Source organism: Pseudomonas sp. GW822-FHT02E03, from assembly GCF_058802325.1.
Genome location: NZ_JBXAOA010000012.1, coordinates 37,123 through 57,167 on the forward strand (window position 1 = coordinate 37,123; position 20,045 = coordinate 57,167).

19 protein-coding genes are annotated in these 20,045 nt (G+C 56.7%); 14 read left to right on the forward strand and 5 right to left on the reverse strand.

Going from position 1 to position 20,045, the window contains the following annotated elements:
- Positions 1–2: 2 nt before the first annotated feature.
- On the reverse strand, positions 3–941 hold the full coding sequence (locus tag AC1RQB_RS11625) for a FecR family protein (RefSeq protein WP_241824502.1): 939 nt from the start codon (positions 939–941) through the stop codon (positions 3–5).
- Positions 942–1,386: 445 nt separating this feature from the next.
- Here AC1RQB_RS11625 and AC1RQB_RS11630 point away from each other — a divergent pair, with 445 nt between their 5' ends.
- The gene (locus tag AC1RQB_RS11630; protein ID WP_063342026.1) at positions 1,387–2,106 is read left to right on the forward strand and encodes a response regulator transcription factor; all 720 of its coding nucleotides are present in this window, start codon (positions 1,387–1,389) and stop codon (positions 2,104–2,106) included.
- A gap of 72 nt (positions 2,107–2,178) precedes the next feature.
- Here AC1RQB_RS11630 and gyrB read toward each other — a convergent pair whose 3' ends face one another.
- From gyrB to dnaA, 4 genes are read right to left on the reverse strand one after another with little or no spacing between them, the layout of a single operon-like run.
- Entirely contained in the window at positions 2,179–4,596 is a 2,418-nt protein-coding gene (gyrB, locus tag AC1RQB_RS11635) for a DNA topoisomerase (ATP-hydrolyzing) subunit B (protein WP_007902994.1), read from the reverse strand.
- 5 nt (positions 4,597–4,601) lie between these two features.
- Positions 4,602–5,705, reverse strand: a complete 1,104-nt coding sequence (gene recF / locus AC1RQB_RS11640; RefSeq protein ID WP_008007898.1) for a DNA replication/repair protein RecF — start codon at positions 5,703–5,705, stop codon at positions 4,602–4,604.
- 20 nt (positions 5,706–5,725) lie between these two features.
- Positions 5,726–6,829, reverse strand: coding sequence for a DNA polymerase III subunit beta (gene dnaN, locus AC1RQB_RS11645; RefSeq protein WP_007903001.1), 1,104 nt, complete (start codon positions 6,827–6,829; stop codon positions 5,726–5,728).
- Positions 6,830–6,868: 39 nt separating this feature from the next.
- Complete coding sequence (gene dnaA / locus AC1RQB_RS11650) at positions 6,869–8,389, reverse strand: chromosomal replication initiator protein DnaA (RefSeq protein WP_008007897.1); 1,521 nt, start codon at positions 8,387–8,389, stop codon at positions 6,869–6,871.
- Positions 8,390–8,956: 567 nt separating this feature from the next.
- Here dnaA and rpmH point away from each other — a divergent pair.
- The 13 genes from rpmH (at position 8,957) to AC1RQB_RS11715 (ending at position 20,039) form a co-directional block, all read left to right on the forward strand.
- A complete protein-coding gene (rpmH, locus tag AC1RQB_RS11655; RefSeq protein ID WP_003213577.1) occupies positions 8,957–9,091 on the forward strand; it encodes a 50S ribosomal protein L34 in 135 nt (44 codons plus the stop codon).
- A 16-nt stretch (positions 9,092–9,107) separates the two neighbouring features.
- Positions 9,108–9,509, forward strand: a complete 402-nt coding sequence (rnpA, locus tag AC1RQB_RS11660) for a ribonuclease P protein component (protein ID WP_032830545.1) — start codon at positions 9,108–9,110, stop codon at positions 9,507–9,509.
- Positions 9,502–9,747 (forward strand): membrane protein insertion efficiency factor YidD, encoded by a 246-nt coding sequence (gene yidD, locus AC1RQB_RS11665; RefSeq protein WP_052966011.1) that lies wholly within the window; start codon positions 9,502–9,504, stop codon positions 9,745–9,747. The genes rnpA and yidD overlap by 8 nt, the downstream gene beginning before the upstream one ends.
- 2 nt (positions 9,748–9,749) lie before the next feature.
- Complete coding sequence (gene yidC / locus AC1RQB_RS11670; protein ID WP_063342027.1) at positions 9,750–11,438, forward strand: membrane protein insertase YidC; 1,689 nt, start codon at positions 9,750–9,752, stop codon at positions 11,436–11,438.
- A 79-nt stretch (positions 11,439–11,517) separates the two neighbouring features.
- Positions 11,518–12,888, forward strand: a complete 1,371-nt coding sequence (mnmE, locus tag AC1RQB_RS11675; protein ID WP_008073644.1) for a tRNA uridine-5-carboxymethylaminomethyl(34) synthesis GTPase MnmE — start codon at positions 11,518–11,520, stop codon at positions 12,886–12,888.
- Between the two features lie 552 nt (positions 12,889–13,440).
- Positions 13,441–15,339 (forward strand): tRNA uridine-5-carboxymethylaminomethyl(34) synthesis enzyme MnmG, encoded by a 1,899-nt coding sequence (gene mnmG / locus AC1RQB_RS11680; RefSeq protein ID WP_063342028.1) that lies wholly within the window; start codon positions 13,441–13,443, stop codon positions 15,337–15,339.
- Entirely contained in the window at positions 15,336–15,980 is a 645-nt protein-coding gene (gene rsmG / locus AC1RQB_RS11685; RefSeq protein WP_007903014.1) for a 16S rRNA (guanine(527)-N(7))-methyltransferase RsmG, read from the forward strand. The genes mnmG and rsmG overlap by 4 nt, the downstream gene beginning before the upstream one ends.
- Before the next feature lie 18 nt (positions 15,981–15,998).
- Positions 15,999–16,796 (forward strand): ParA family protein, encoded by a 798-nt coding sequence (locus tag AC1RQB_RS11690; protein WP_008007890.1) that lies wholly within the window; start codon positions 15,999–16,001, stop codon positions 16,794–16,796.
- Positions 16,797–16,805: 9 nt separating this feature from the next.
- Entirely contained in the window at positions 16,806–17,678 is an 873-nt protein-coding gene (locus tag AC1RQB_RS11695; RefSeq protein ID WP_007903018.1) for a ParB/RepB/Spo0J family partition protein, read from the forward strand.
- A gap of 148 nt (positions 17,679–17,826) precedes the next feature.
- On the forward strand, positions 17,827–18,234 hold the full coding sequence (locus tag AC1RQB_RS11700) for a F0F1 ATP synthase subunit I (protein WP_007903021.1): 408 nt from the start codon (positions 17,827–17,829) through the stop codon (positions 18,232–18,234).
- Between the two features lie 16 nt (positions 18,235–18,250).
- On the forward strand, positions 18,251–19,120 hold the full coding sequence (gene atpB / locus AC1RQB_RS11705) for a F0F1 ATP synthase subunit A (protein WP_008073640.1): 870 nt from the start codon (positions 18,251–18,253) through the stop codon (positions 19,118–19,120).
- Between the two features lie 133 nt (positions 19,121–19,253).
- The gene (atpE, locus tag AC1RQB_RS11710; RefSeq protein WP_002555987.1) at positions 19,254–19,511 is read left to right on the forward strand and encodes a F0F1 ATP synthase subunit C; all 258 of its coding nucleotides are present in this window, start codon (positions 19,254–19,256) and stop codon (positions 19,509–19,511) included.
- A gap of 57 nt (positions 19,512–19,568) precedes the next feature.
- Positions 19,569–20,039 (forward strand): F0F1 ATP synthase subunit B, encoded by a 471-nt coding sequence (locus AC1RQB_RS11715; RefSeq protein WP_063342029.1) that lies wholly within the window; start codon positions 19,569–19,571, stop codon positions 20,037–20,039.
- Positions 20,040–20,045: the final 6 nt, after the last annotated feature.

Below are 20,045 nucleotides of genomic sequence, written 5' to 3' on the forward strand. Positions count from 1 at the left end.
CGCTATTGGACACGCGTGGTCCTGGGGTAATAGAAAATGTCATACACCCCGGTCTCTCCCTCTAACCCCTGAGCGTCATAGGCCGACAGGCGAACATGGTAGAAAAACGCTTTCAGCCCGCTGAATTTGACCTCTGGCGTGCTGGAAAACTGCTCTTGCTTGATGTCCAGAAAGGCTGCGTCGGTAGCCACTTGCGCCCGATAACGCGTGGCCCCTTCGATGGGTTTCATGATCAATTGCCAGACAGGCACATTCCCCGTCTGACCGGCCTGCCCCAACAAACGTGGGGCAGGTAGCAAGTCGATTGGCGTCAGCGTGCCTTGTTTCTGAATACGCAAACCCTGGCGGGCCATGACCTGGACCTCGTCTTCAGGGCTCTGAGTCCGTTTGGCAGCCGACCGGGCAGGGCGGGAGCCCGACGTTTCCTCATCACGGTTGACCGCCACGTGTCCGTTCAGAACCTCCAGCAGCGCCTCGCCACCGTCATCGTTGCGCACCCGAAAGTGCGTGCCTCGTACGCCCAGTACACCGACCGGCGTGACGATCTGAAAGCGATCATGGTCGCTGGGACGTTTGATCACATACGACTCAACCTGGCCCTGCTCAAGAATGACCTGAGGGATCGAATGTTCTTCATTGAGATGCAGGGTGATATGGGAACTGGAGGGCAACACCACCCGCGAGCCATCACCCAGGGACAGGCTGACAAACGCCGAGGGCGAGGTTTTGACCCCTTCCTGCTCGTCGATCGACATACCTTCCTGCAGTGGCGTCTGCTTGCCTTTGGCATCCAGCTTCCAGGCTTCGCCGGTCAGATGCTCGACAGTCGCCGGCAGCGGTTGACCACGGCATTGTTGGTTTTGATCGATATAAGACAGACGTTTTGCCGAGGCGACAGCTGCTGATGCACTCTGGCCGAACAATCCCGTCAGGCCAGCCATCAGTAAAAGACAGACGCCAGAACGGCGTGGGAGCAATAAGGTCATGGGGTTCATGGATTGGCTTTTTATGCTCTGATGAAAATCACGCCGGATAACGCACACAAGTATTTGACGCACGATACCTGAGCGGACGCTCTGGCAGATAGCCATGGGAGCAAAGGATATTGGAGATGACACATCCCTGTGTCGGAACCGAGCAGGCACTCCGTGTGTTTCCCCTGAGCAGGGTACCGCCGAAAACCGGCAATCGACGGGCCTGCAAAGTGACTTGGCGCTCCCTGCGCCGGAGCACATCCCAATGCCCCTGTGCCGCTCAGCGACAACGAATTTACCGGCATAAATGACCTTCGCAGCAATTCGCCACAATTGTTCAGATTCGATCAATCAGCCTAAACTCCCGTAGGAAGTTTCACTTTGCACTAACGAGATGAAGGAAACACTCGGCATGCGTGTCGCAATACTGGATGACGAGCCCGCTGAACTGCGCCGGGTGGAACAGACACTGCGACAGATCCCCGTAGCGGGAGAGCAGGTGTGGACGTTGCATAGCTTCGAGCGGGGAGAGGACTTGCTACGGCAACTTCGGCGGGAGACCTTCGACCTGCTGATCCTCGATTGGCAACTGCCCGATATCAGCGGTCTGGCTTTGTTGCGCTGGACCCGTGAACACATGGACGTGCCACCGGCCGCGATCATGCTCACCAGTCGCGATACCGAAAGCGATATCGTCCAGGCGTTGAACGCCGGGGCCGACGATTACGTGAGCAAACCGTTTCGTCCCAATGAGCTGATGGCTCGAGTCAGCGCGGTGCTTCGTCGGCATGGGCTGCAACGCGCGGCAGCCACCGAAATACTGACCTTCAATGACCTCGAATTCGACGACGCCGAACTCACCGTCACCCGCGCCACCACCCCCATCAACCTGACCGAACGGGAATACCGTCTCGCCCGCTGCCTGTTCGCCAATCTGGGCCGACCTTTGTCCCGCGAATACTTGTATGAGCGCTTTTGGACCCATGAAGAAATAGCGTCTTCCCGCCCGCTGGATACTCATATTTATCGCCTGCGCAACAAGCTGGGCCTGACGGCCGATCGCGGTTGGCAGCTGCTGACGATTTACGGGTATGGGTATCGGCTCGAGAGCGTGGCCACTGCTAGCGAATGACGACCTTTCGACGATCAATAAAAAAGGCCAACGCTAAGCGTTGGCCTTTTTTATTTTAGCGGTCCTGCCGGATCAGAAGTCCAGGTTGGAAACCGCCAAGGCGTTACTTTCGATGAAGTCACGACGGGGTTCGACCGCATCACCCATCAGGGTGTTGAAGATCTGGTCCGCGCCAATGGCGTCCTCGATGGTCACTTTGAGCATCCGGCGCTGGCTTGGGTCCATGGTGGTTTCCCACAGCTGATCCGGGTTCATTTCGCCCAGACCTTTGTAGCGCTGGATGGTGTGACGCTTGGTGCTTTCAGCCATCAGCCATTCAAGGGCTTCCTTGAACTCGGTGACCGGCTTCTTGCGCTCGCCGCGCTGGATATACGCGCCGTCGTCCAGCAAGGTGCTCAATTGAGCGCCCAACGACACAACAGTCTTGTAATCGTTACTGCCGAAGAAATCGCGGTTGAAGGTGATGTAGTTCGACAGGCCGTGGGAGATCAGCTCGACCTCTGGCAGCCAGACGTTACGTTCACGGTCTTCACGCAGGCTGGCTTTGTAAACCAGGCCGGATTTCTCGACGGTGCGCAGGCGAACTTCGAACTGAGCCATCCAATCCTGCATCGCTGCGTGATCGGACAGTTGCTCCATGCTCACCGCTGGCAGGTAGATGAAGTGCTCGGTCAGTTCCTGCGGGTACAGGCGCGACAAACGCTTGAGGGTCTTCATCACCAGACGGAAGTCATTCACCAGACGCTCAAGAGCTTCACCGGAGATACCCGGGGCTTCTTCGTTCAGGTGCAGGCTCGCGTCTTCCAGGGCCGACTGCGTCATGTACTCTTCCATGGCGTCGTCGTCTTTGATGTATTGCTCTTGCTTGCCTTTCTTGACCTTGTACAGCGGCGGCTGAGCGATGTAGATGTAACCGCGCTCGATCAACTCCGGCAACTGACGGAAGAAGAAGGTCAGCAACAGGGTACGGATGTGCGAACCGTCGACGTCAGCATCGGTCATGATGATGATGTTGTGATAACGCAGCTTGTCGATGTTGTACTCGTCGCGGCCAATGCCGCAGCCCAACGCGGTGATCAAGGTGCCCACTTCTTGCGAAGAGATCATCTTGTCGAAGCGTGCCTTCTCCACGTTCAGGATCTTGCCCTTGAGCGGCAGGATGGCCTGGGTGCGACGGTTGCGTCCCTGCTTGGCGGAGCCGCCAGCAGAGTCACCTTCCACGAGGTACAGTTCGGAAAGGGCAGGGTCTTTTTCCTGGCAGTCAGCCAGTTTGCCCGGCAAGCCGGCGATGTCCAGCGCGCCTTTGCGGCGGGTCATCTCACGGGCCTTGCGCGCTGCTTCACGCGCACGTGCCGCGTCGATCATCTTGCCGACGACCAGCTTGGCTTCGTTCGGGTTCTCCAGCAGGAAGTCAGAGAAGTACTTGCCCATTTCCTGTTCGACCGCGGTCTTCACTTCGGAAGACACCAGCTTGTCTTTGGTCTGGGAGCTGAACTTGGGATCCGGCACTTTTACCGAAATGATCGCTGTCAGGCCTTCGCGGGCATCGTCACCGGTGGTGGCAACTTTGTGCTTCTTCGCCAGACCTTCAGCTTCGATGTAGGTGTTCAGGTTACGCGTCAGTGCGGAACGGAAACCCACCAGGTGAGTACCGCCATCGCGCTGTGGAATGTTGTTGGTGAAGCACAACAGGTTCTCGTTGAAGCTGTCGTTCCACTGCAGGGCGATTTCAACGCCGATGCCGTCTTCACGCTGGATGTTGAAGTGGAACACCTGGTTGACCGCAGTCTTGTTGGTGTTCAGGTATTCAACGAACGCACGCAGACCACCTTCGTACTTGAACAACTCTTCCTTGCCGCTGCGCTCATCCTTGAGGACGATGCCGACACCGGAGTTGAGGAAGGACAGTTCGCGAATCCGCTTGGCCAGGATGTCCCAGCTGAAGTGGATGTTCTTGAAGGTTTCAGCCGAAGGCTTGAAGTGGATCTGGGTGCCAGTGGTTTCGCTTTCGCCAACGATTTTCATCGGCTCTTGCGGAACACCGTGGACATAAGTCTGTTCCCAGATTTTTCCGCTGCGGCGAACGGTCAGGATCAGTTCTTTGGACAGTGCGTTCACCACCGACACACCTACACCGTGCAGACCGCCGGATACCTTGTAGGAGTTGTCGTCGAACTTACCGCCGGCGTGCAGCACGGTCATGATGACCTCGGCCGCCGAGACGCCTTCTTCTTTGTGCACGTCTACCGGGATGCCACGACCGTTGTCGCGAACGGTGATGGACTCGTCCGGGTGGATGATAATGCTGATGTCGTCGCAATGGCCGGCCAAAGCTTCGTCGATCGAGTTATCGACCACCTCGAACACCATGTGGTGCAGACCACTGCCATCGTCAGTGTCACCAATGTACATACCGGGACGTTTGCGTACGGCATCCAGGCCTTTCAGCACTTTAATGCTCGTTGAGTCGTACGTATTTTCTTCGCTCAATGCCTTCACTCCCGATGGTCGTGGGTCTGGGTGATACGGCCCTGTTCCACGTGGAACAGAGCGACTGGCGTTTCCGTCTGCCAGCCTTCCCTCAATAATTCGTGATCTACACAGGTAATAAAGACCTGGCAGCGTAAGTCTTCCAGCAAGCGGCAAAGCGCGCGACGGTGGTGCTCATCCAGTTCGGACGGCAGGTCATCCACCAGATAAATACACTGACCGCGACGGGCCTGGCTAACCAAGTGCCCTTGGGCGATCCGCAATGCGCAGACCACCAACTTCTGCTGGCCACGAGACAAGATGTCCGCGGCGTTATGTGCGCCCAATCTAAGACGCAAATCAGCGCGTTGTGGTCCGGCTTGGGTATGACCCATTTGCTGATCCCGTTGAAGGGACCCGGCGAGCACTGCACTCAACTCACGGTCTTTGTCCCAGCCTCGGTAATAGCTGAGCGTTAAGCCCTCAAGCTCAACCAGTTCGCTCAAGGTCTGTTCAAAGACTGGTTTCAAGGCTTTGATGTAAGCGCGGCGGTATTCATCTATTTCAGCGCTGGCCTGGCACAGTTCCCTGTCCCAAACCGCTTGCGAAACGGCGTCAAGTGTACCATGTCGCAGCCAAGAGTTTCTCTGGCGCAAGGCCTTCTGCAAGCGCTGCCACGTGGACATGAATCGGGGTTCCACGTGGAACACACCCCAGTCGAGAAACTGTCGGCGAATCTTCGGCGCACCTTCCAGCAGGCGGAAGCTGTCCGGGTTGATCAACTGCAACGGCAGGATCTCTGCCAGTTGCGCAGCACTTCGCGCGTTCTGCCCATCGATGCGGATCTGGAACTCACCCTGCCGGTCACGAGATATCCCCAACGCGCTGTGTCCACCCTCGGCCAGTTCGACCTGGCCAAACACAGTACACGCCAATTGCTCGTATTGAATGACGGGTAATAGACGGCTGCTACGAAACGAACGGGCAAGCCCCAGCAGATGAATGGCTTCCAGAACACTGGTTTTGCCGCTGCCGTTGGCGCCGTAAAGAATGTTGATTCGGGGGGAGGGGGAGAAGGTCACCGGGTGCAGATTGCGCACCGCGGTGACCGAGACGCGACTTAAGGACATCTAGGTTCTGCTGAGCATATTTACAGACGCATCGGCATGACAACGTAAGCCGAGTCGTCGTTGTCGGACTCTTGTACCAGCGCACTGCTGTTGGAGTCGGACAGGATCAAGCGAACCTGCTCGGTGGTCATCACGCCCAGTACGTCAAGCAGATAGCTCACGTTGAAGCCGATTTCCAGAGAGCCGCCGTTGTACTCAACGCCCACTTCTTCTTCCGCTTCTTCCTGCTCCGGGTTGTTCGCCTGGATCTTCAGCTGACCATTGGCCAGTTGCAGACGGATGCCACGGTACTTCTCGTTGGACAGAATCGCGGTACGGCTGAATGCTTCACGCAAGGCTTGGCGATCGCCGAGTACCAGCTTGTCGCCGCCTTTAGGCAGAACACGCTCGTAGTCAGGGAATTTACCGTCGACCAGTTTCGAGGTGAAAGTGAACTCGCCGGTGGTGGCGCGAATGTGGTGCTGGCCCAGCACGATGCTGACGTTGCCGTCCGGTTCGGTCAGCAGACGCGCCAGTTCCAGAATACCTTTGCGCGGTACGATCACCTGATGACGATCCGGCTGACCGATATCGGCCTGCATCGAACACATGGCCAGACGGTGACCGTCGGTGGCCACGGCGCGAATGATCCCGGCCGAGACTTCCAGCAGCATGCCGTTGAGGTAGTAACGTACGTCCTGCTGCGCCATCGCGAAGCTGGTGCGTTCAATCAGACGACGCAGTTTGCTTTGCTCAAGGCTGCAGGTCAGCGAGCCTGGGCCTTCTTCCACCGTCGGGAAGTCATTGGCTGGCAGGGTCGACAGGGTGAAGCGGCTACGGCCGGCCTTCACCACAAGCTTCTGCTCATCGACCTTGATGTCGATCAGCGCATCGTTGGGCAAGCTCTTGCAGATGTCCATCAGCTTGCGCGCAGGCACAGTGATGGAACCCGGGTCCGCAGGCTCTTCGAGTTGCACACGACCGACCAGCTCGACTTCCAGGTCGGTACCGGTCAGCGACAGTTGCTGGCCTTCGACAACCAGCAGCACGTTGGAGAGCACCGGCAAGGTCTGTCGGCGCTCGACGACGCCTGCGACCAGTTGCAGGGGTTTCAACAGGGCTTCGCGTTGAATGGTGAAATGCATGGTCTAGTCCCTTGCCTTAATAAGCTGCGCTGGTGTTCATCAAGTAGTCAGTGTACGCAGCAGGTTCTTATAGTCCTCGCGGATGTCCGCGTCGGATTCCTTAAGCTCGTTGATCTTGCGGCAGGCGTGCAAAACAGTCGTGTGGTCGCGGCCGCCAAACACATCGCCTATTTCCGGCAGGCTGTGGTTGGTCAGTTCCTTGGACAACGCCATGGCGACCTGACGCGGACGTGCTACCGAGCGTGAACGACGCTTGGACAGCAAGTCGGAGATCTTGATCTTGTAATACTCGGCGACGGTGCGCTGAATGTTATCCACAGACACCAGCTTGTCTTGCAGCGCCAACAAGTCTTTCAGGGATTCGCGAATCAGCTCGATGGTGATGTCGCGGCCCATGAAGTGTGAGTGGGCGATCACGCGTTTGAGCGCGCCTTCCAGTTCACGGACGTTGGAGCGAATACGCTGGGCAATGAAGAACGCCGCGTCGTGTGGCAGATCGACTTTGGCCTGGTCGGCCTTTTTCATCAGGATCGCCACGCGGGTTTCCAGCTCCGGCGGCTCGACGGCAACCGTCAGGCCCCAGCCGAAACGTGACTTCAGGCGCTCTTCAAGGCCTTCGATTTCTTTCGGATAGCGGTCACTGGTAAGAATGACCTGCTGGCCACCTTCAAGCAGGGCGTTGAAGGTGTGGAAAAACTCTTCCTGGGAACGTTCCTTGCGGGCGAAGAACTGAATGTCATCGATCAGCAACGCATCCACCGAGCGGTAGAAGCGCTTGAACTCGTTGATCGCATTCAGCTGCAAGGCCTTGACCATGTCTGCAACGAAACGCTCGGAATGCAGGTACACAACCTTGGCATTCGGATTCTTCTTTAACAGGTGGTTACCCACAGCGTGCATCAAGTGGGTTTTACCCAAGCCGACACCGCCATAAAGGAAGAGCGGGTTGTAGCCGTGCTTGGGGTTGTCCGCCACCTGCCAGGCCGCAGCCCGGGCGAGTTGGTTGGACTTGCCTTCGACGAAGTTCTCGAAGGTAAAGGTGCGGTTCAGGTAACTGGTGTGCTTGAGTGCGCCTTCGACCTGCACCGTACGCTGTTCGGAGCGAACCGGGGCTTGTTGCGAGCTGGCACCGGCCATTGGATCGAAGCTGTCGCGGGACGGCTCTTCACTGACCTCGGCTACTTTTTGTGTCGCACGTTTGGTCGAGGCTGCTGCCGGGGCTGGCGCCGGAGCGCTGACAGGCGCTTGAGCGGCCTGAGCCTGGGACGCTGCAGCGGCCAACGGGGCATTGGGTGCCGCACGCGGCGCCGAACTGCGTTTGCTGCCTATTAATAAGGAAAGCGCCGGCGCCAGGCCATTGCCATGCTCATCCAGCAGTTCAAGGACGCGGCCCAGGTACTTTTCATTGACCCAGTCGAGAACAAAACGATTCGGCGCGTAGACACGCAGCTCGTCGCCTTCGGCTTCGACCTGTAGTGGACGGATCCAAGTGTTGAATTGTTGGGCAGGCAGCTCATCGCGCAAAAGCTCAACGCACTGCTGCCAAAGTTCCACTGACACGGATATCCCCTAAGTTGAAAGCCGGTGAGGCAAAAACAAGCGGTCATTGTAGCGACCAGACGTCCACTTATCCACATGCAGGTTGCGCACAGGACATGATTTATCAATGCGTTAACCCTGGAAAAGAAGACCAACGGTATGTGCATAAGCTCTGTGGATAACCGCCCATGAGGGCACTGGACAAGTGGGGGCGAAACTCGGTGGATAACCTGCCTGTGGATAACAAGCCTTTCCACACACAGCTTATCCGACAGCGCAGCACAGGCTGACCACCGTTTTCCACCGTAGTTGTCCTTCTCTGTACATCACGGTTTAGAAGGCCTGAAGCTAGTTATCCACAGATGAACGTGGCCCTAGCTTTTATAAGCTTTACAGAAAAGCTTTAAATAATTCCCTTCTTTATTTCTATATCTAGCGAACGACCGTCGGCGAGCAAATCGTCTGGAGATCTATTTATAAGGAAACGCTGGTTGGAAATTGACCTAGAGGCTTGCTTTCTCTAGAATCCCCGGTCTCTTAAAACGGGGGCCATTCCGGCCCGTTGTGGACGAACCAGGTAACACGACAATGAAACGTACTTTCCAACCAAGCACTATCAAACGCGCTCGTACCCACGGTTTCCGTGCTCGCATGGCTACCAAGAACGGTCGTGCCGTTCTGTCGCGTCGTCGCGCCAAAGGTCGTGCGCGTCTGGCAGTTTGATAAGCCGGCACTGGAGGTGAGTCAGGACTTCAGTCGGGAAAAGCGTCTGCTTACTCCCCGGCATTTCAAGGCAGTCTTTGACTCCCCTACCGGCAAGGTTCCGGGGAAAAATCTCCTGCTCCTTGCGCGCAATAACGATCTTGATCACCCCCGTCTCGGGCTGGTTATCGGGAAAAAGAGCGTAAAGCTCTCCGTCGAGCGCAATCGCCTCAAACGTCTGATGCGCGAATCGTTTCGCCTGAACCAGGATTTACTGGTCGGTTGGGACATTGTTATCGTCGCGCGCAAAGGTTTGGGTGACGTAGAAAGCCCCGAATTGATTCAGCATTTCGACAAACTCTGGAAACGTCTGGCACGCAGCAAGCCGGTACCAGCAGTCAAAACCGAAACTGTAGGGGTAGACAGTACCGATGCGTAAACTGGCACTCGTTCCGATCCAGTTTTATCGCTATGCCATCAGTCCCCTGATGGCCAGTCACTGTCGTTTCTACCCCAGTTGTTCCTGCTACGCGTATGAAGCCATAGAAAATCATGGCCTTCTGCGCGGTGGCTGGCTGACCTTTCGTCGTTTAGGTCGCTGTCATCCGTGGAATCCCGGTGGTTATGACCCGGTTCCATCTATCCCTACCTCCCGTTCTTCTTCGATGGCCGAGTAATCATGGATATCAAACGCACGATCCTGATCGTCGCCCTGGCAATCGTGTCCTACGTTATGGTCCTTAAATGGAACCAGGACTATGGCCAGGCTGCCCTGCCGACTCAGAATGTTGCTTCCAGTACTACCGCACCGGGCCTACCGGATACGGCGACTGGCAATAATGCTTCTGTCAGTGACGACATTCCACGCGCCACAAGCGATACCAGTGCAACTGCACCTGCTGAAACACCAGTAGCTGCAAGCAAAGACCTCATCCAGATCAAAACGGATGTGCTCAACCTGGCAATCGACCCACAAGGTGGTGATGTTGCCCAGTTGACGTTGCCGCTGTATCCACGTCGCCAGGATCATCCGGAAATTCCATTCCAGCTGTTTGATAACGGCAACGAGCGGACTTATCTGGCTCAGAGTGGCCTGATCGGCACCAACGGTCCGGACGCCAGTCCTGCCGGTCGTCCGGTTTACTCCTCCGAAAAGAAGATTTATCAACTGGCTGACGGTCAAGACCAATTGGTCGCAGACCTGAAGTTCAGCAAGGACGGTGTCAACTACATCAAGCGTTTCACGCTGAAACGTGGCCTGTATGACGTAACCGTTACCTACCTGATCGACAACCAGAGCGCTCAGCCCTGGTCTGGTGCAATGTTCGCGCAATTGAAGCGTGATGCCAGCTCCGATCCTTCTTCCAGCACCGCCACCGGCACCGCGACTTACCTGGGCGCCGCCCTGTGGACAAGTAACGAGCCGTACAAGAAAGTGTCGATGAGCGACATGGACAAGGCTCAGCTGAAAGAAACCGTCACTGGTGGTTGGGTTGCCTGGTTGCAGCACTACTTCGTGACGGCGTGGATTCCGGTCAAGGGCGAAAACAACATCGTCCAGACCCGTAAAGACAGCAAAGGCAACTACATCATCGGCTACACCGCCCCGGCAATGACTGTTGCGCCAGGTGCAAAAGCCGAGACCAGCGCCGTTCTGTACGCAGGTCCGAAAAGCCAGGCTGTCCTGAAAGAGTTGTCCCCAGGTCTGGAATTGACCGTCGACTACGGCATTCTGTGGTTCATTGCCCAGCCAATCTTCTGGTTGCTGCAACATATCCACGCGCTGGTCGGTAACTGGGGCTGGTCGATCATCTTCCTGACCATGCTGATCAAGGGGATCTTCTTCCCGCTGTCGGCTGCCAGCTACAAATCCATGGCGCGCATGCGTGCAGTGGCACCGAAACTGGCCGCGCTGAAAGAGCAACATGGCGACGACCGGCAGAAAATGTCGCAAGCCATGATGGAGCTGTACAAGAAAGAGAAGATCAACCCGCTGGGTGGCTGCTTGCCAATCCTGGTGCAGATGCCGGTTTTCCTTTCGCTGTACTGGGTTCTGCTGGAAAGCGTGGAAATGCGCCAGGCGCCGTTCATGCTGTGGATTACTGACCTGTCGATCAAGGATCCGTTCTTCATTCTGCCGATCATCATGGGTGCAACCATGTTCATCCAGCAGCAGTTGAACCCGACTCCTCCGGATCCGATGCAGGCGAAGGTCATGAAAATGATGCCAATCATCTTCACCTTCTTCTTCCTGTGGTTCCCGGCGGGTCTGGTACTGTACTGGGTAGTGAACAACGTATTGTCGATTGCCCAACAGTGGTACATCACGCGTAAGATCGAAGCGGCTACCAAAAAAGCCGAGGCGTAACTTACTCTGTGGATAACCACTCAAAACGCCCCCTAGTGGGGCGTTTTGCTATCTGTCACTTTTGTCTGGATACCGGTTTATGAGCGTTCCTCGTGAAACCATCGCTGCCGTCGCCACCGCTCAAGGTCGCGGCGGGGTGGGCATCGTCCGTATTTCCGGGCCGCTGGCGAGTCTGGCGGCCAAAGCCATCAGCGGCCGTGAATTGAAACCGCGGTTTGCCCATTACGGCCCGTTCCTCAGTGCAAACGAAGAGGTGCTGGACGAAGGCATCGCGCTTTATTTCCCGGGACCGAACTCGTTCACCGGCGAAGATGTGCTTGAGCTGCAGGGCCACGGCGGGCCGATCGTTCTGGATATGCTGCTCAAACGTTGTCTGGAACTGGGCTGTCGTCTGGCCCGGCCGGGGGAATTCAGCGAGCGCGCCTTCCTCAATGACAAGCTCGATCTGGCTCAGGCCGAAGCGATTGCCGACTTGATCGAGGCAAGTTCTGCACAGGCAGCACGAAACGCCCTGCGTTCGTTGCAGGGTGCGTTTTCCCAGCGTGTGCATAACCTCACTGAGCAACTGATAGGCCTGCGTATTTACGTCGAAGCAGCCATCGACTTCCCCGAAGAAGAAATCGACTTCCTCGCCGACGGTCATGTCCTGAGCATGCTCGACAAAGTGCGCGACGAATTATCCACAGTACTGCGTGAAGCCGGGCAAGGGGCCTTGCTTCGCGACGGTATGACCGTGGTGATCGCCGGCCGGCCGAATGCCGGCAAGTCCAGCCTGCTGAATGCCTTGGCCGGACGTGAAGCTGCGATCGTGACCGAGATCGCCGGTACTACCCGGGACATTCTTCGCGAACATATCCACATCGATGGCATGCCGTTGCACGTGGTTGACACTGCCGGCCTGCGCGATACCGATGATCAGGTGGAGAAAATTGGCGTCGAACGGGCATTGAAAGCCATCGGCGAGGCAGATCGGGTATTGCTGGTGGTCGATGCCACGGCTCCCGAGGCCCTTGATCCCTTTGCCTTGTGGCCTGAATTCCTCGAAACCCGCCCGGACCCGGCGAAAGTTACGCTGATCCGCAACAAGGCTGACCTGACGGGGGAAGCGATTGCCCTGGAAGTCAGCAACGATGGCCACGTTACGATCAGCCTCAGTGCGAGGTCTGCCGGTGAAGGCCTGGAGTTGCTGCGTGAGCACCTCAAGGCCTGCATGGGTTACGAGCAGACGTCCGAAAGCAGCTTCAGTGCTCGCAGACGTCACCTGGAGGCACTGCGTCATGCGAGCGCATCCCTCGAGCATGGCCGTGCGCAGCTGACATTAGCGGGGGCCGGTGAGTTGCTGGCCGAAGATTTGCGACAGGCGCAGCAGTCTTTGGGCGAAATCACCGGAGCATTCAGCTCTGATGATCTGCTGGGAAGGATCTTTTCCAGCTTCTGTATCGGTAAATAAGTCCCTTCAGCCGTTCACAGACAGGCCATTCGGGCCTGTCTGTTCTCTCCTTTCCTGAAATTTTTCCCCAGTGCCGAGCAGATTCTTCGCTTGAGCGGATTCCCCTTGCCCGGGATTTGCTCATTCGACGGCTTTTCTGTGGATTAAGCCCTGTGAATAAGTGCCGCTAAGGGCAGTTGATAACAGGGCCTAAAAACTGAAGATAATCCCCTCTGTGGATAACCATCCCTTTCATCCACAGGCTTACACCGGTTATCCAAGGGCCTCCTTGGTACATGACCACAGGGTTTTGAATCTCTGTACACATTGAAAATAAAGGGCTGTACCAATCTATCCACAGAAAGGTGGCTCAGTAGAAATAAACATAAAAACAAAGATTTAATAAATTTCTCTCTTTTTAATTTCTATAACCCCGACTTCTCCACAGCTGGTTAAATTTTGTGCAAAGGGTTCTTTAGGAAGGGCGAAGTCCCTATACTTGCCGACCAGGTCCAAAAACCTGAGCTCAAACTATTTCCGGATTACCTGACTGAAGCAGGCACGAGGTGCGTGGTGGATTTCCCTTCCCGTTTTGAAGTGATCGTCATCGGCGGCGGTCATGCCGGTACCGAGGCAGCACTGGCGTCAGCACGTATGGGGGCAAAAACCCTGTTGCTGACGCATAACGTGGAAACCCTCGGTGCCATGAGTTGCAACCCAGCCATTGGCGGTATCGGCAAAAGCCATTTGGTTAAAGAAATCGATGCCCTGGGCGGCGCGATGGCCATGGCTACCGATAAAGGTGGTATTCAGTTTCGCGTATTGAACAGCCGCAAAGGCCCAGCCGTGCGTGCAACCCGCGCTCAGGCAGATCGGGTTCTGTACAAGGCCGCTGTCCGCGAAGCTTTGGAAAACCAGCCGAACCTGTGGATATTTCAACAAGCTGCTGACGACCTGATCGTCGAGCAGGAACAAGTGCGCGGTGTTGTCACCCAAATGGGTCTGCGTTTCTTTGCAGATTCCGTGGTATTGACCACCGGCACCTTCCTCGGTGGACTTATCCACATCGGCATGCAGAATTATTCCGGCGGCCGCGCCGGTGACCCGCCGTCGATTGCCCTCGCTCATCGTCTGCGTGAACTGCCATTGCGTGTCGGTCGCCTGAAAACCGGTACACCGCCGCGTATCGACGGTCGCTCTGTGGATTTCTCGGTGATGACCGAGCAAGCGGGGGATACGCCGATTCCGGTGATGTCGTTCATGGGCTCCAAAGAGCAGCATCCGAAACAGGTCAGCTGCTGGATTACCCACACCAACGCCCGTACCCACGAAATCATTGCTGCGAACCTTGATCGTTCGCCGATGTATTCCGATGCGGGGTTGATCGAAGGCATCGGTCCGCGTTATTGCCCATCGATCGAAGACAAGATCCACCGTTTTGCCGACAAGGAAAGCCACCAGGTCTTCATCGAGCCGGAAGGTCTGACCACCCACGAGCTGTACCCGAACGGGATATCCACATCCCTGCCGTTCGATGTGCAATTGCAGATCGTGCAATCGATCCGCGGCATGGAAAACGCGCACATCGTTCGCCCGGGCTACGCCATCGAGTACGACTACTTCGACCCGCGTGACCTGAAGTACAGCCTGGAAACCAAAGTGATCGGCGGTCTGTTCTTCGCCGGGCAAATCAACGGCACCACCGGTTACGAAGAAGCCGGCGCCCAAGGTTTGCTGGCCGGAGCCAACGCCGCACTGCGCGCTCAGGGCAAAGATGCCTGGTGCCCGCGTCGCGACGAGGCGTACATCGGCGTTTTGGTCGACGACCTGATTACCCTGGGTACCCAGGAACCGTATCGGATGTTCACATCCCGCGCCGAATACCGTTTGATCCTGCGCGAAGACAACGCCGACCTGCGTTTGACCGAGAAAGGTCGCGAATTGGGTCTGGTGGATGACGTGCGTTGGGCTGCGTTCTGCAAGAAGCGCGAAAGCATCGATCTGGAAGAGCAACGCCTGAAAAGTACCTGGGTTCGCCCGGGTACCGAGCAGGGCGATGCGATTTCCGAGAAGTTCGGTACGCCGCTGACCCACGAATACAATTTGCTCAACCTGCTGAGCCGTCCGGAAATCGACTACGCTGGTCTGATCGCCGTGACCGGTGGGGGCGCAGAAGATCCACAGGTCGCCGAACAGGTCGAAATCAAGACCAAATACGCCGGTTACATCGATCGTCAACAGGATGAAATCGCGCGCCTGCGGGCCAGCGAAGACACCAAACTGCCTGTGGATATCGATTACACGAACATCTCCGGTCTCTCGAAAGAGATCCAGAGCAAGCTCGGCGCGACCCGTCCAGAGACCCTGGGCCAGGCGTCGCGTATTCCGGGCGTGACCCCGGCAGCGATTTCGCTGTTGATGATTCATTTGAAAAAACGCGGCGCGGGCCGTCAGTTGGAGCAAAGCGCTTGAGTTCGTTGGTCACCTCGCAACACGCCGAAGAGTTATCCACAGGTGCTCGCCAGCTCGGTGTCAACCTGACGGACGCCCAGCATGCACAGCTACTGGGTTATCTGGCCCTGTTGATAAAATGGAACAAGGCCTACAACCTCACGGCCGTGCGTGATCCGGACGAAATGGTTTCACGGCATTTGCTCGACAGCCTGAGCGTGATGTCCTTCATCGAAAACGGCCGTTGGCTGGATGTGGGCAGTGGCGGCGGCATGCCAGGGATTCCCCTGGCGATCCTGTTTCCCGAGTCGCAAGTGACCTGCCTGGACAGCAACGGCAAGAAAACCCGCTTCCTGACCCAGGTCAAACTCGAACTCAAACTGGATAACCTGCAAGTTATCCACAGTCGCGTCGAAGCCTTCCAGCCTGAACTGCCATTCAACGGGATCATTTCCCGTGCGTTCAGCAGCATGGAGAACTTCAGCAACTGGACTCGCCATTTGGGCGACGCCGAAACACGTTGGCTGGCAATGAAGGGCGTTCATCCCGCCGATGAGCTGGTAGCATTGCCGGCAGACTTCCACCTCGATAGCGAACACGCCCTGGCCGTACCCGGTTGCCAAGGCCAACGCCATCTGCTGATACTGCGCCGCACGGCATGATTGGGAACACAAGCAAGAATGGCTAAGGTATTCGCGATAGCGAACCAGAAGGGTGGTGTGGGCAAGACCACCACCTGTATCAACCTCGCAGCTTCCCTGGTCGCTACCAAGCGTCGGGTGCTGTTGATCGATCTCGATCCACAAGGCAACGCCACCATGGGTAGCGGTGTGGATAAACACGGCCTGGAAAACTCGGTCTACGACCTGCTGATCGGCGAATGCGATCTGGCCCAGGCCATGCATTATTCCGAGCACGGTGGTTACCAGTTGCTGCCGGCCAACCGCGACCTGACCGCGGCCGAAGTGGTTCTGCTGGAAATGCAGATGAAGGAAAGCCGTCTACGCAGTGCGTTGGCGCCGATCCGTGAAAACTACGATTACATTTTGATCGACTGCCCGCCGTCGCTGTCGATGTTGACGCTCAATGCGCTGGTTGCCGCCGACGGGGTGATTATCCCCATGCAGTGCGAGTACTTCGCGCTCGAAGGGTTGAGCGACCTTGTGGATAACATCAAGCGCATTGCCGAACTGCTGAACCCTAACCTGAAAGTCGAAGGCCTGTTGCGGACCATGTACGACCCGCGCCTGAGCCTGATGAACGACGTATCGGCGCAGCTCAAGGAACACTTCGGCGATCAGCTCTACGACACCGTCATTCCACGCAACATCCGCCTGGCCGAAGCGCCAAGCTATGGCATGCCGGCGCTGGCGTACGACAAATCATCGCGGGGCGCGATTGCCTATCTGGCATTGGCGGGCGAGATGGTTCGCCGTCAGCGCAAAAACTCACGCATCGCCGCTGCTCAGGCAACTTAAGGAATCCCCATGGCCGTCAAGAAACGAGGTCTCGGACGTGGACTGGATGCACTGCTGAGTGGTCCGACTGTCAGCTCGCTGGAAGAGCAAGCGGTACAAGCCGACCAGCGTGAGCTGCAGCACCTGCCCCTGGACCTGATCCAGCGTGGCAAGTACCAGCCGCGTCGGGACATGGATCCTCAAGCGCTGGAAGAGCTGGCGCAGTCGATCAGGGCCCAGGGCGTGATGCAGCCGATCGTGGTTCGCCCGATCGGCAGCGGCCGCTTCGAAATCATCGCCGGCGAACGCCGCTGGCGTGCCAGCCAGCAGGCTGGCCAGGAAACCATCCCGGCGATGGTTCGCGATGTGCCGGATGAAACCGCCATCGCCATGGCGCTGATCGAGAACATCCAGCGCGAAGACCTCAATCCGATTGAAGAAGCGGTGGCCTTGCAGCGTTTGCAGCAGGAATTCCAGCTGACTCAGCAACAAGTGGCCGAGGCTGTGGGTAAGTCCCGCGTCACCGTCGCCAACCTGCTGCGCCTGATTTCGCTGCCGGAAGTCATCAAAACCATGCTGTCTCACGGCGACCTGGAAATGGGTCATGCCCGTGCCTTGCTCGGTTTGCCGGAAAATCAACAAGTTGAAGGGGCGCGACATGTTGTCGCACGGGGGCTGACTGTGCGCCAGACTGAAGCACTGGTTCGCCAGTGGTTGAGTGGCAAACCGGAGCCTGTGGAACCTGCAAAACCGGACCCGGATATCGCCCGACTCGAGCAGCGTCTGGCCGAGCGCCTAGGCTCTGCGGTGCAGATCCGCCACGGAAAGAAGGGTAAGGGGCAGCTAGTGATCGGCTACAACTCTCTTGATGAGCTTCAAGGTGTGCTCGCACACATCCGCTGAAACAATTCCTCATGTAGCGTGAAGTCGGAAATCACTACCTGACAGTTGAATAGGGGCAGAACCGCCCCTATACTCTGCGCGCATTTTGTCGGCACAAATTATGCCAAGTTATTGAATTCTGGCAGCCGGCCATTGGGGAGCAAAAGAGATGGAAAACCGCACGCCAGACCGCTTGCCGTTCCATCGCCTGGCAGTTTTTCCGGTGTTAATGGCTCAATTTGTCGTTTTGCTGATTGCCGCTTTGGCGCTCTGGCAATGGCATGGAGTCGTTGCCGGGTACTCAGGACTCTGCGGAGGCCTGATAGCCTTGCTTCCCAATATTTATTTTGCTCACAGGGCATTTCGGTTTTCCGGCGCCCGAGCAGCTCAAGCCATCGTCCGGTCTTTTTATGCCGGCGAGGCGGGCAAACTGATTTTGACGGCAGTGCTGTTTGCATTGACGTTTGCAGGTGTGAAGCCACTGGCGCCGTTAGCAGTATTCGGCGTCTTCGTGCTGACCCAACTGGTTAGCTGGTTCGCTCCCCTGCTAATGAGAACAAGACTTTCGAGACCTTAGGGCGTTTGAGGCAACCATGGCAGAGACAACCGCTTCGGGCTATATCCAGCACCACTTGCAGAACCTGACCTTCGGTCAGCACCCAACTGGCGGGTGGGGTTTTGCCCATACCGCAGCAGAAGCCAAAGAAATGGGCTTCTGGGCTTTCCACGTCGATACTCTCGGCTGGTCGGTCGCGTTGGGTCTGATTTTCGTTCTTCTTTTCCGCATGGCGGCAAAGAAGGCGACTTCCGGTCAGCCTGGCGGCCTGCAGAACTTCGTTGAGGTTCTGATCGAGTTCGTTGACGGCAGCGTGAAAGATACCTTTCACGGCCGTAATCCATTGATCGCACCATTGGCGCTGACGATTTTTGTCTGGGTGTTCATGATGAACGCCGTCGATTTGGTACCGGTCGACTGGATTCCGAAGCTGGCTGCCATCATGACCGGCGACCCACACCTGGTCTTCCGTGCCGTTCCGACCACTGACCCGAACGCGACCCTGGGTATGTCCCTGTCGGTGTTCGCGTTGATCATTTTCTACAGCATCAAGGTCAAGGGCATCGGCGGCTTCATCGGCGAACTGACCCTGCACCCGTTCGGCAGCAAGAACATCTTCGTTCAAGCCCTGCTGATTCCGGTGAACTTCCTGCTGGAGTTCGTGACGCTGGTGGCCAAGCCAATTTCCCTGGCACTGCGTCTGTTCGGCAACATGTACGCCGGCGAGCTGGTCTTCATTCTGATTGCTGTGATGTTCGGCAGCGGTCTGCTCTGGCTTAGCGGCCTGGGCGTAGTTCTGCAGTGGGCGTGGGCTGTGTTCCACATCCTGATCATCACCCTGCAGGCGTTTATCTTCATGATGCTGACCATCGTCTACCTGTCGATGGCGCACGAAGAGAACCATTAAGACCAGTCTCGACTAGTCTGATGTCCCACCCGGTAAAACGGGTGGGTGCCCGAACAGGGCTATGAAACGATTTGTTTTACCGCTTTAAAATCTAAAAAACCTAAACCATACGACGTAAAAGTCGGGAGGAAAGATGGAAACTGTAGTTGGTCTAACCGCTATCGCTGTTGCACTGTTGATCGGCCTGGGCGCACTGGGTACCGCAATTGGTTTCGGCCTGTTGGGCGGCAAGTTCCTGGAAGGCGCAGCGCGTCAGCCAGAAATGGTTCCAATGCTGCAAGTTAAAATGTTCATCGTTGCCGGTCTGCTCGACGCCGTAACCATGATCGGTGTTGGTATCGCTCTGTTCTTCACCTTCGCGAACCCATTCGTTGGTCAACTCGCTGGCTAATCACTCGAACCTTCGAGTTGATTGGTGTGATGTGCAACGAACGAGCGAGGTGTTGGCGTGAACATTAATGCAACCCTGATTGGCCAATCCGTTGCGTTCTTCATTTTTGTACTGTTTTGCATGAAGTTCGTGTGGCCTCCGGTCATCGCGGCTTTGCACGAACGTCAGAAGAAGATCGCGGATGGACTGGACGCTGCCAGCCGAGCAGCTCGCGACCTGGAGTTGGCCCATGAGAAAGTGGGTCAGCAACTGCGCGAAGCGAAAGCTCAGGCAGCTGAAATCATTGAGCAAGCCAAGAAACGCGGTAATCAGATCGTTGACGAGGCTGTTGAAAAAGCCCGTATCGACGCTGACCGTGTGAAGGTTCAGGCTCAGGCCGAGATCGAGCAGGAACTGAACAGTGTCAAAGACGCGCTGCGTGCCCAACTGGGTGCACTGGCTGTCGGCGGCGCCGAGAAGATCCTGGGTGCCACAATCGATCAAAACGCGCACGCGGAGCTGGTAAACAAACTGGCTGCTGAAATTTAAGCGAGG

What these genes read in the sequence shown, in the direction of transcription:
- AC1RQB_RS11625 (WP_241824502.1), bottom strand. Translation starts at nt 941, where the DNA reads ATGGCTGGCCTGACGGGATTGTTCGGCCAGAGTGCATCAGCAGCTGTC.
- AC1RQB_RS11630 (WP_063342026.1), top strand. Translation starts at nt 1,387, where the DNA reads ATGCGTGTCGCAATACTGGATGACGAGCCCGCTGAACTGCGCCGGGTG.
- recF (WP_008007898.1), bottom strand. Translation starts at nt 5,705, where the DNA reads ATGTCCTTAAGTCGCGTCTCGGTCACCGCGGTGCGCAATCTGCACCCG.
- dnaN (WP_007903001.1), bottom strand. Translation starts at nt 6,829, where the DNA reads ATGCATTTCACCATTCAACGCGAAGCCCTGTTGAAACCCCTGCAACTG.
- rpmH (WP_003213577.1), top strand. Translation starts at nt 8,957, where the DNA reads ATGAAACGTACTTTCCAACCAAGCACTATCAAACGCGCTCGTACCCAC.
- yidD (WP_052966011.1), top strand. Translation starts at nt 9,502, where the DNA reads ATGCGTAAACTGGCACTCGTTCCGATCCAGTTTTATCGCTATGCCATC.
- yidC (WP_063342027.1), top strand. Translation starts at nt 9,750, where the DNA reads ATGGATATCAAACGCACGATCCTGATCGTCGCCCTGGCAATCGTGTCC.
- mnmE (WP_008073644.1), top strand. Translation starts at nt 11,518, where the DNA reads ATGAGCGTTCCTCGTGAAACCATCGCTGCCGTCGCCACCGCTCAAGGT.
- AC1RQB_RS11690 (WP_008007890.1), top strand. Translation starts at nt 15,999, where the DNA reads ATGGCTAAGGTATTCGCGATAGCGAACCAGAAGGGTGGTGTGGGCAAG.
- AC1RQB_RS11695 (WP_007903018.1), top strand. Translation starts at nt 16,806, where the DNA reads ATGGCCGTCAAGAAACGAGGTCTCGGACGTGGACTGGATGCACTGCTG.
- AC1RQB_RS11700 (WP_007903021.1), top strand. Translation starts at nt 17,827, where the DNA reads ATGGAAAACCGCACGCCAGACCGCTTGCCGTTCCATCGCCTGGCAGTT.
- atpB (WP_008073640.1), top strand. Translation starts at nt 18,251, where the DNA reads ATGGCAGAGACAACCGCTTCGGGCTATATCCAGCACCACTTGCAGAAC.
- atpE (WP_002555987.1), top strand. Translation starts at nt 19,254, where the DNA reads ATGGAAACTGTAGTTGGTCTAACCGCTATCGCTGTTGCACTGTTGATC.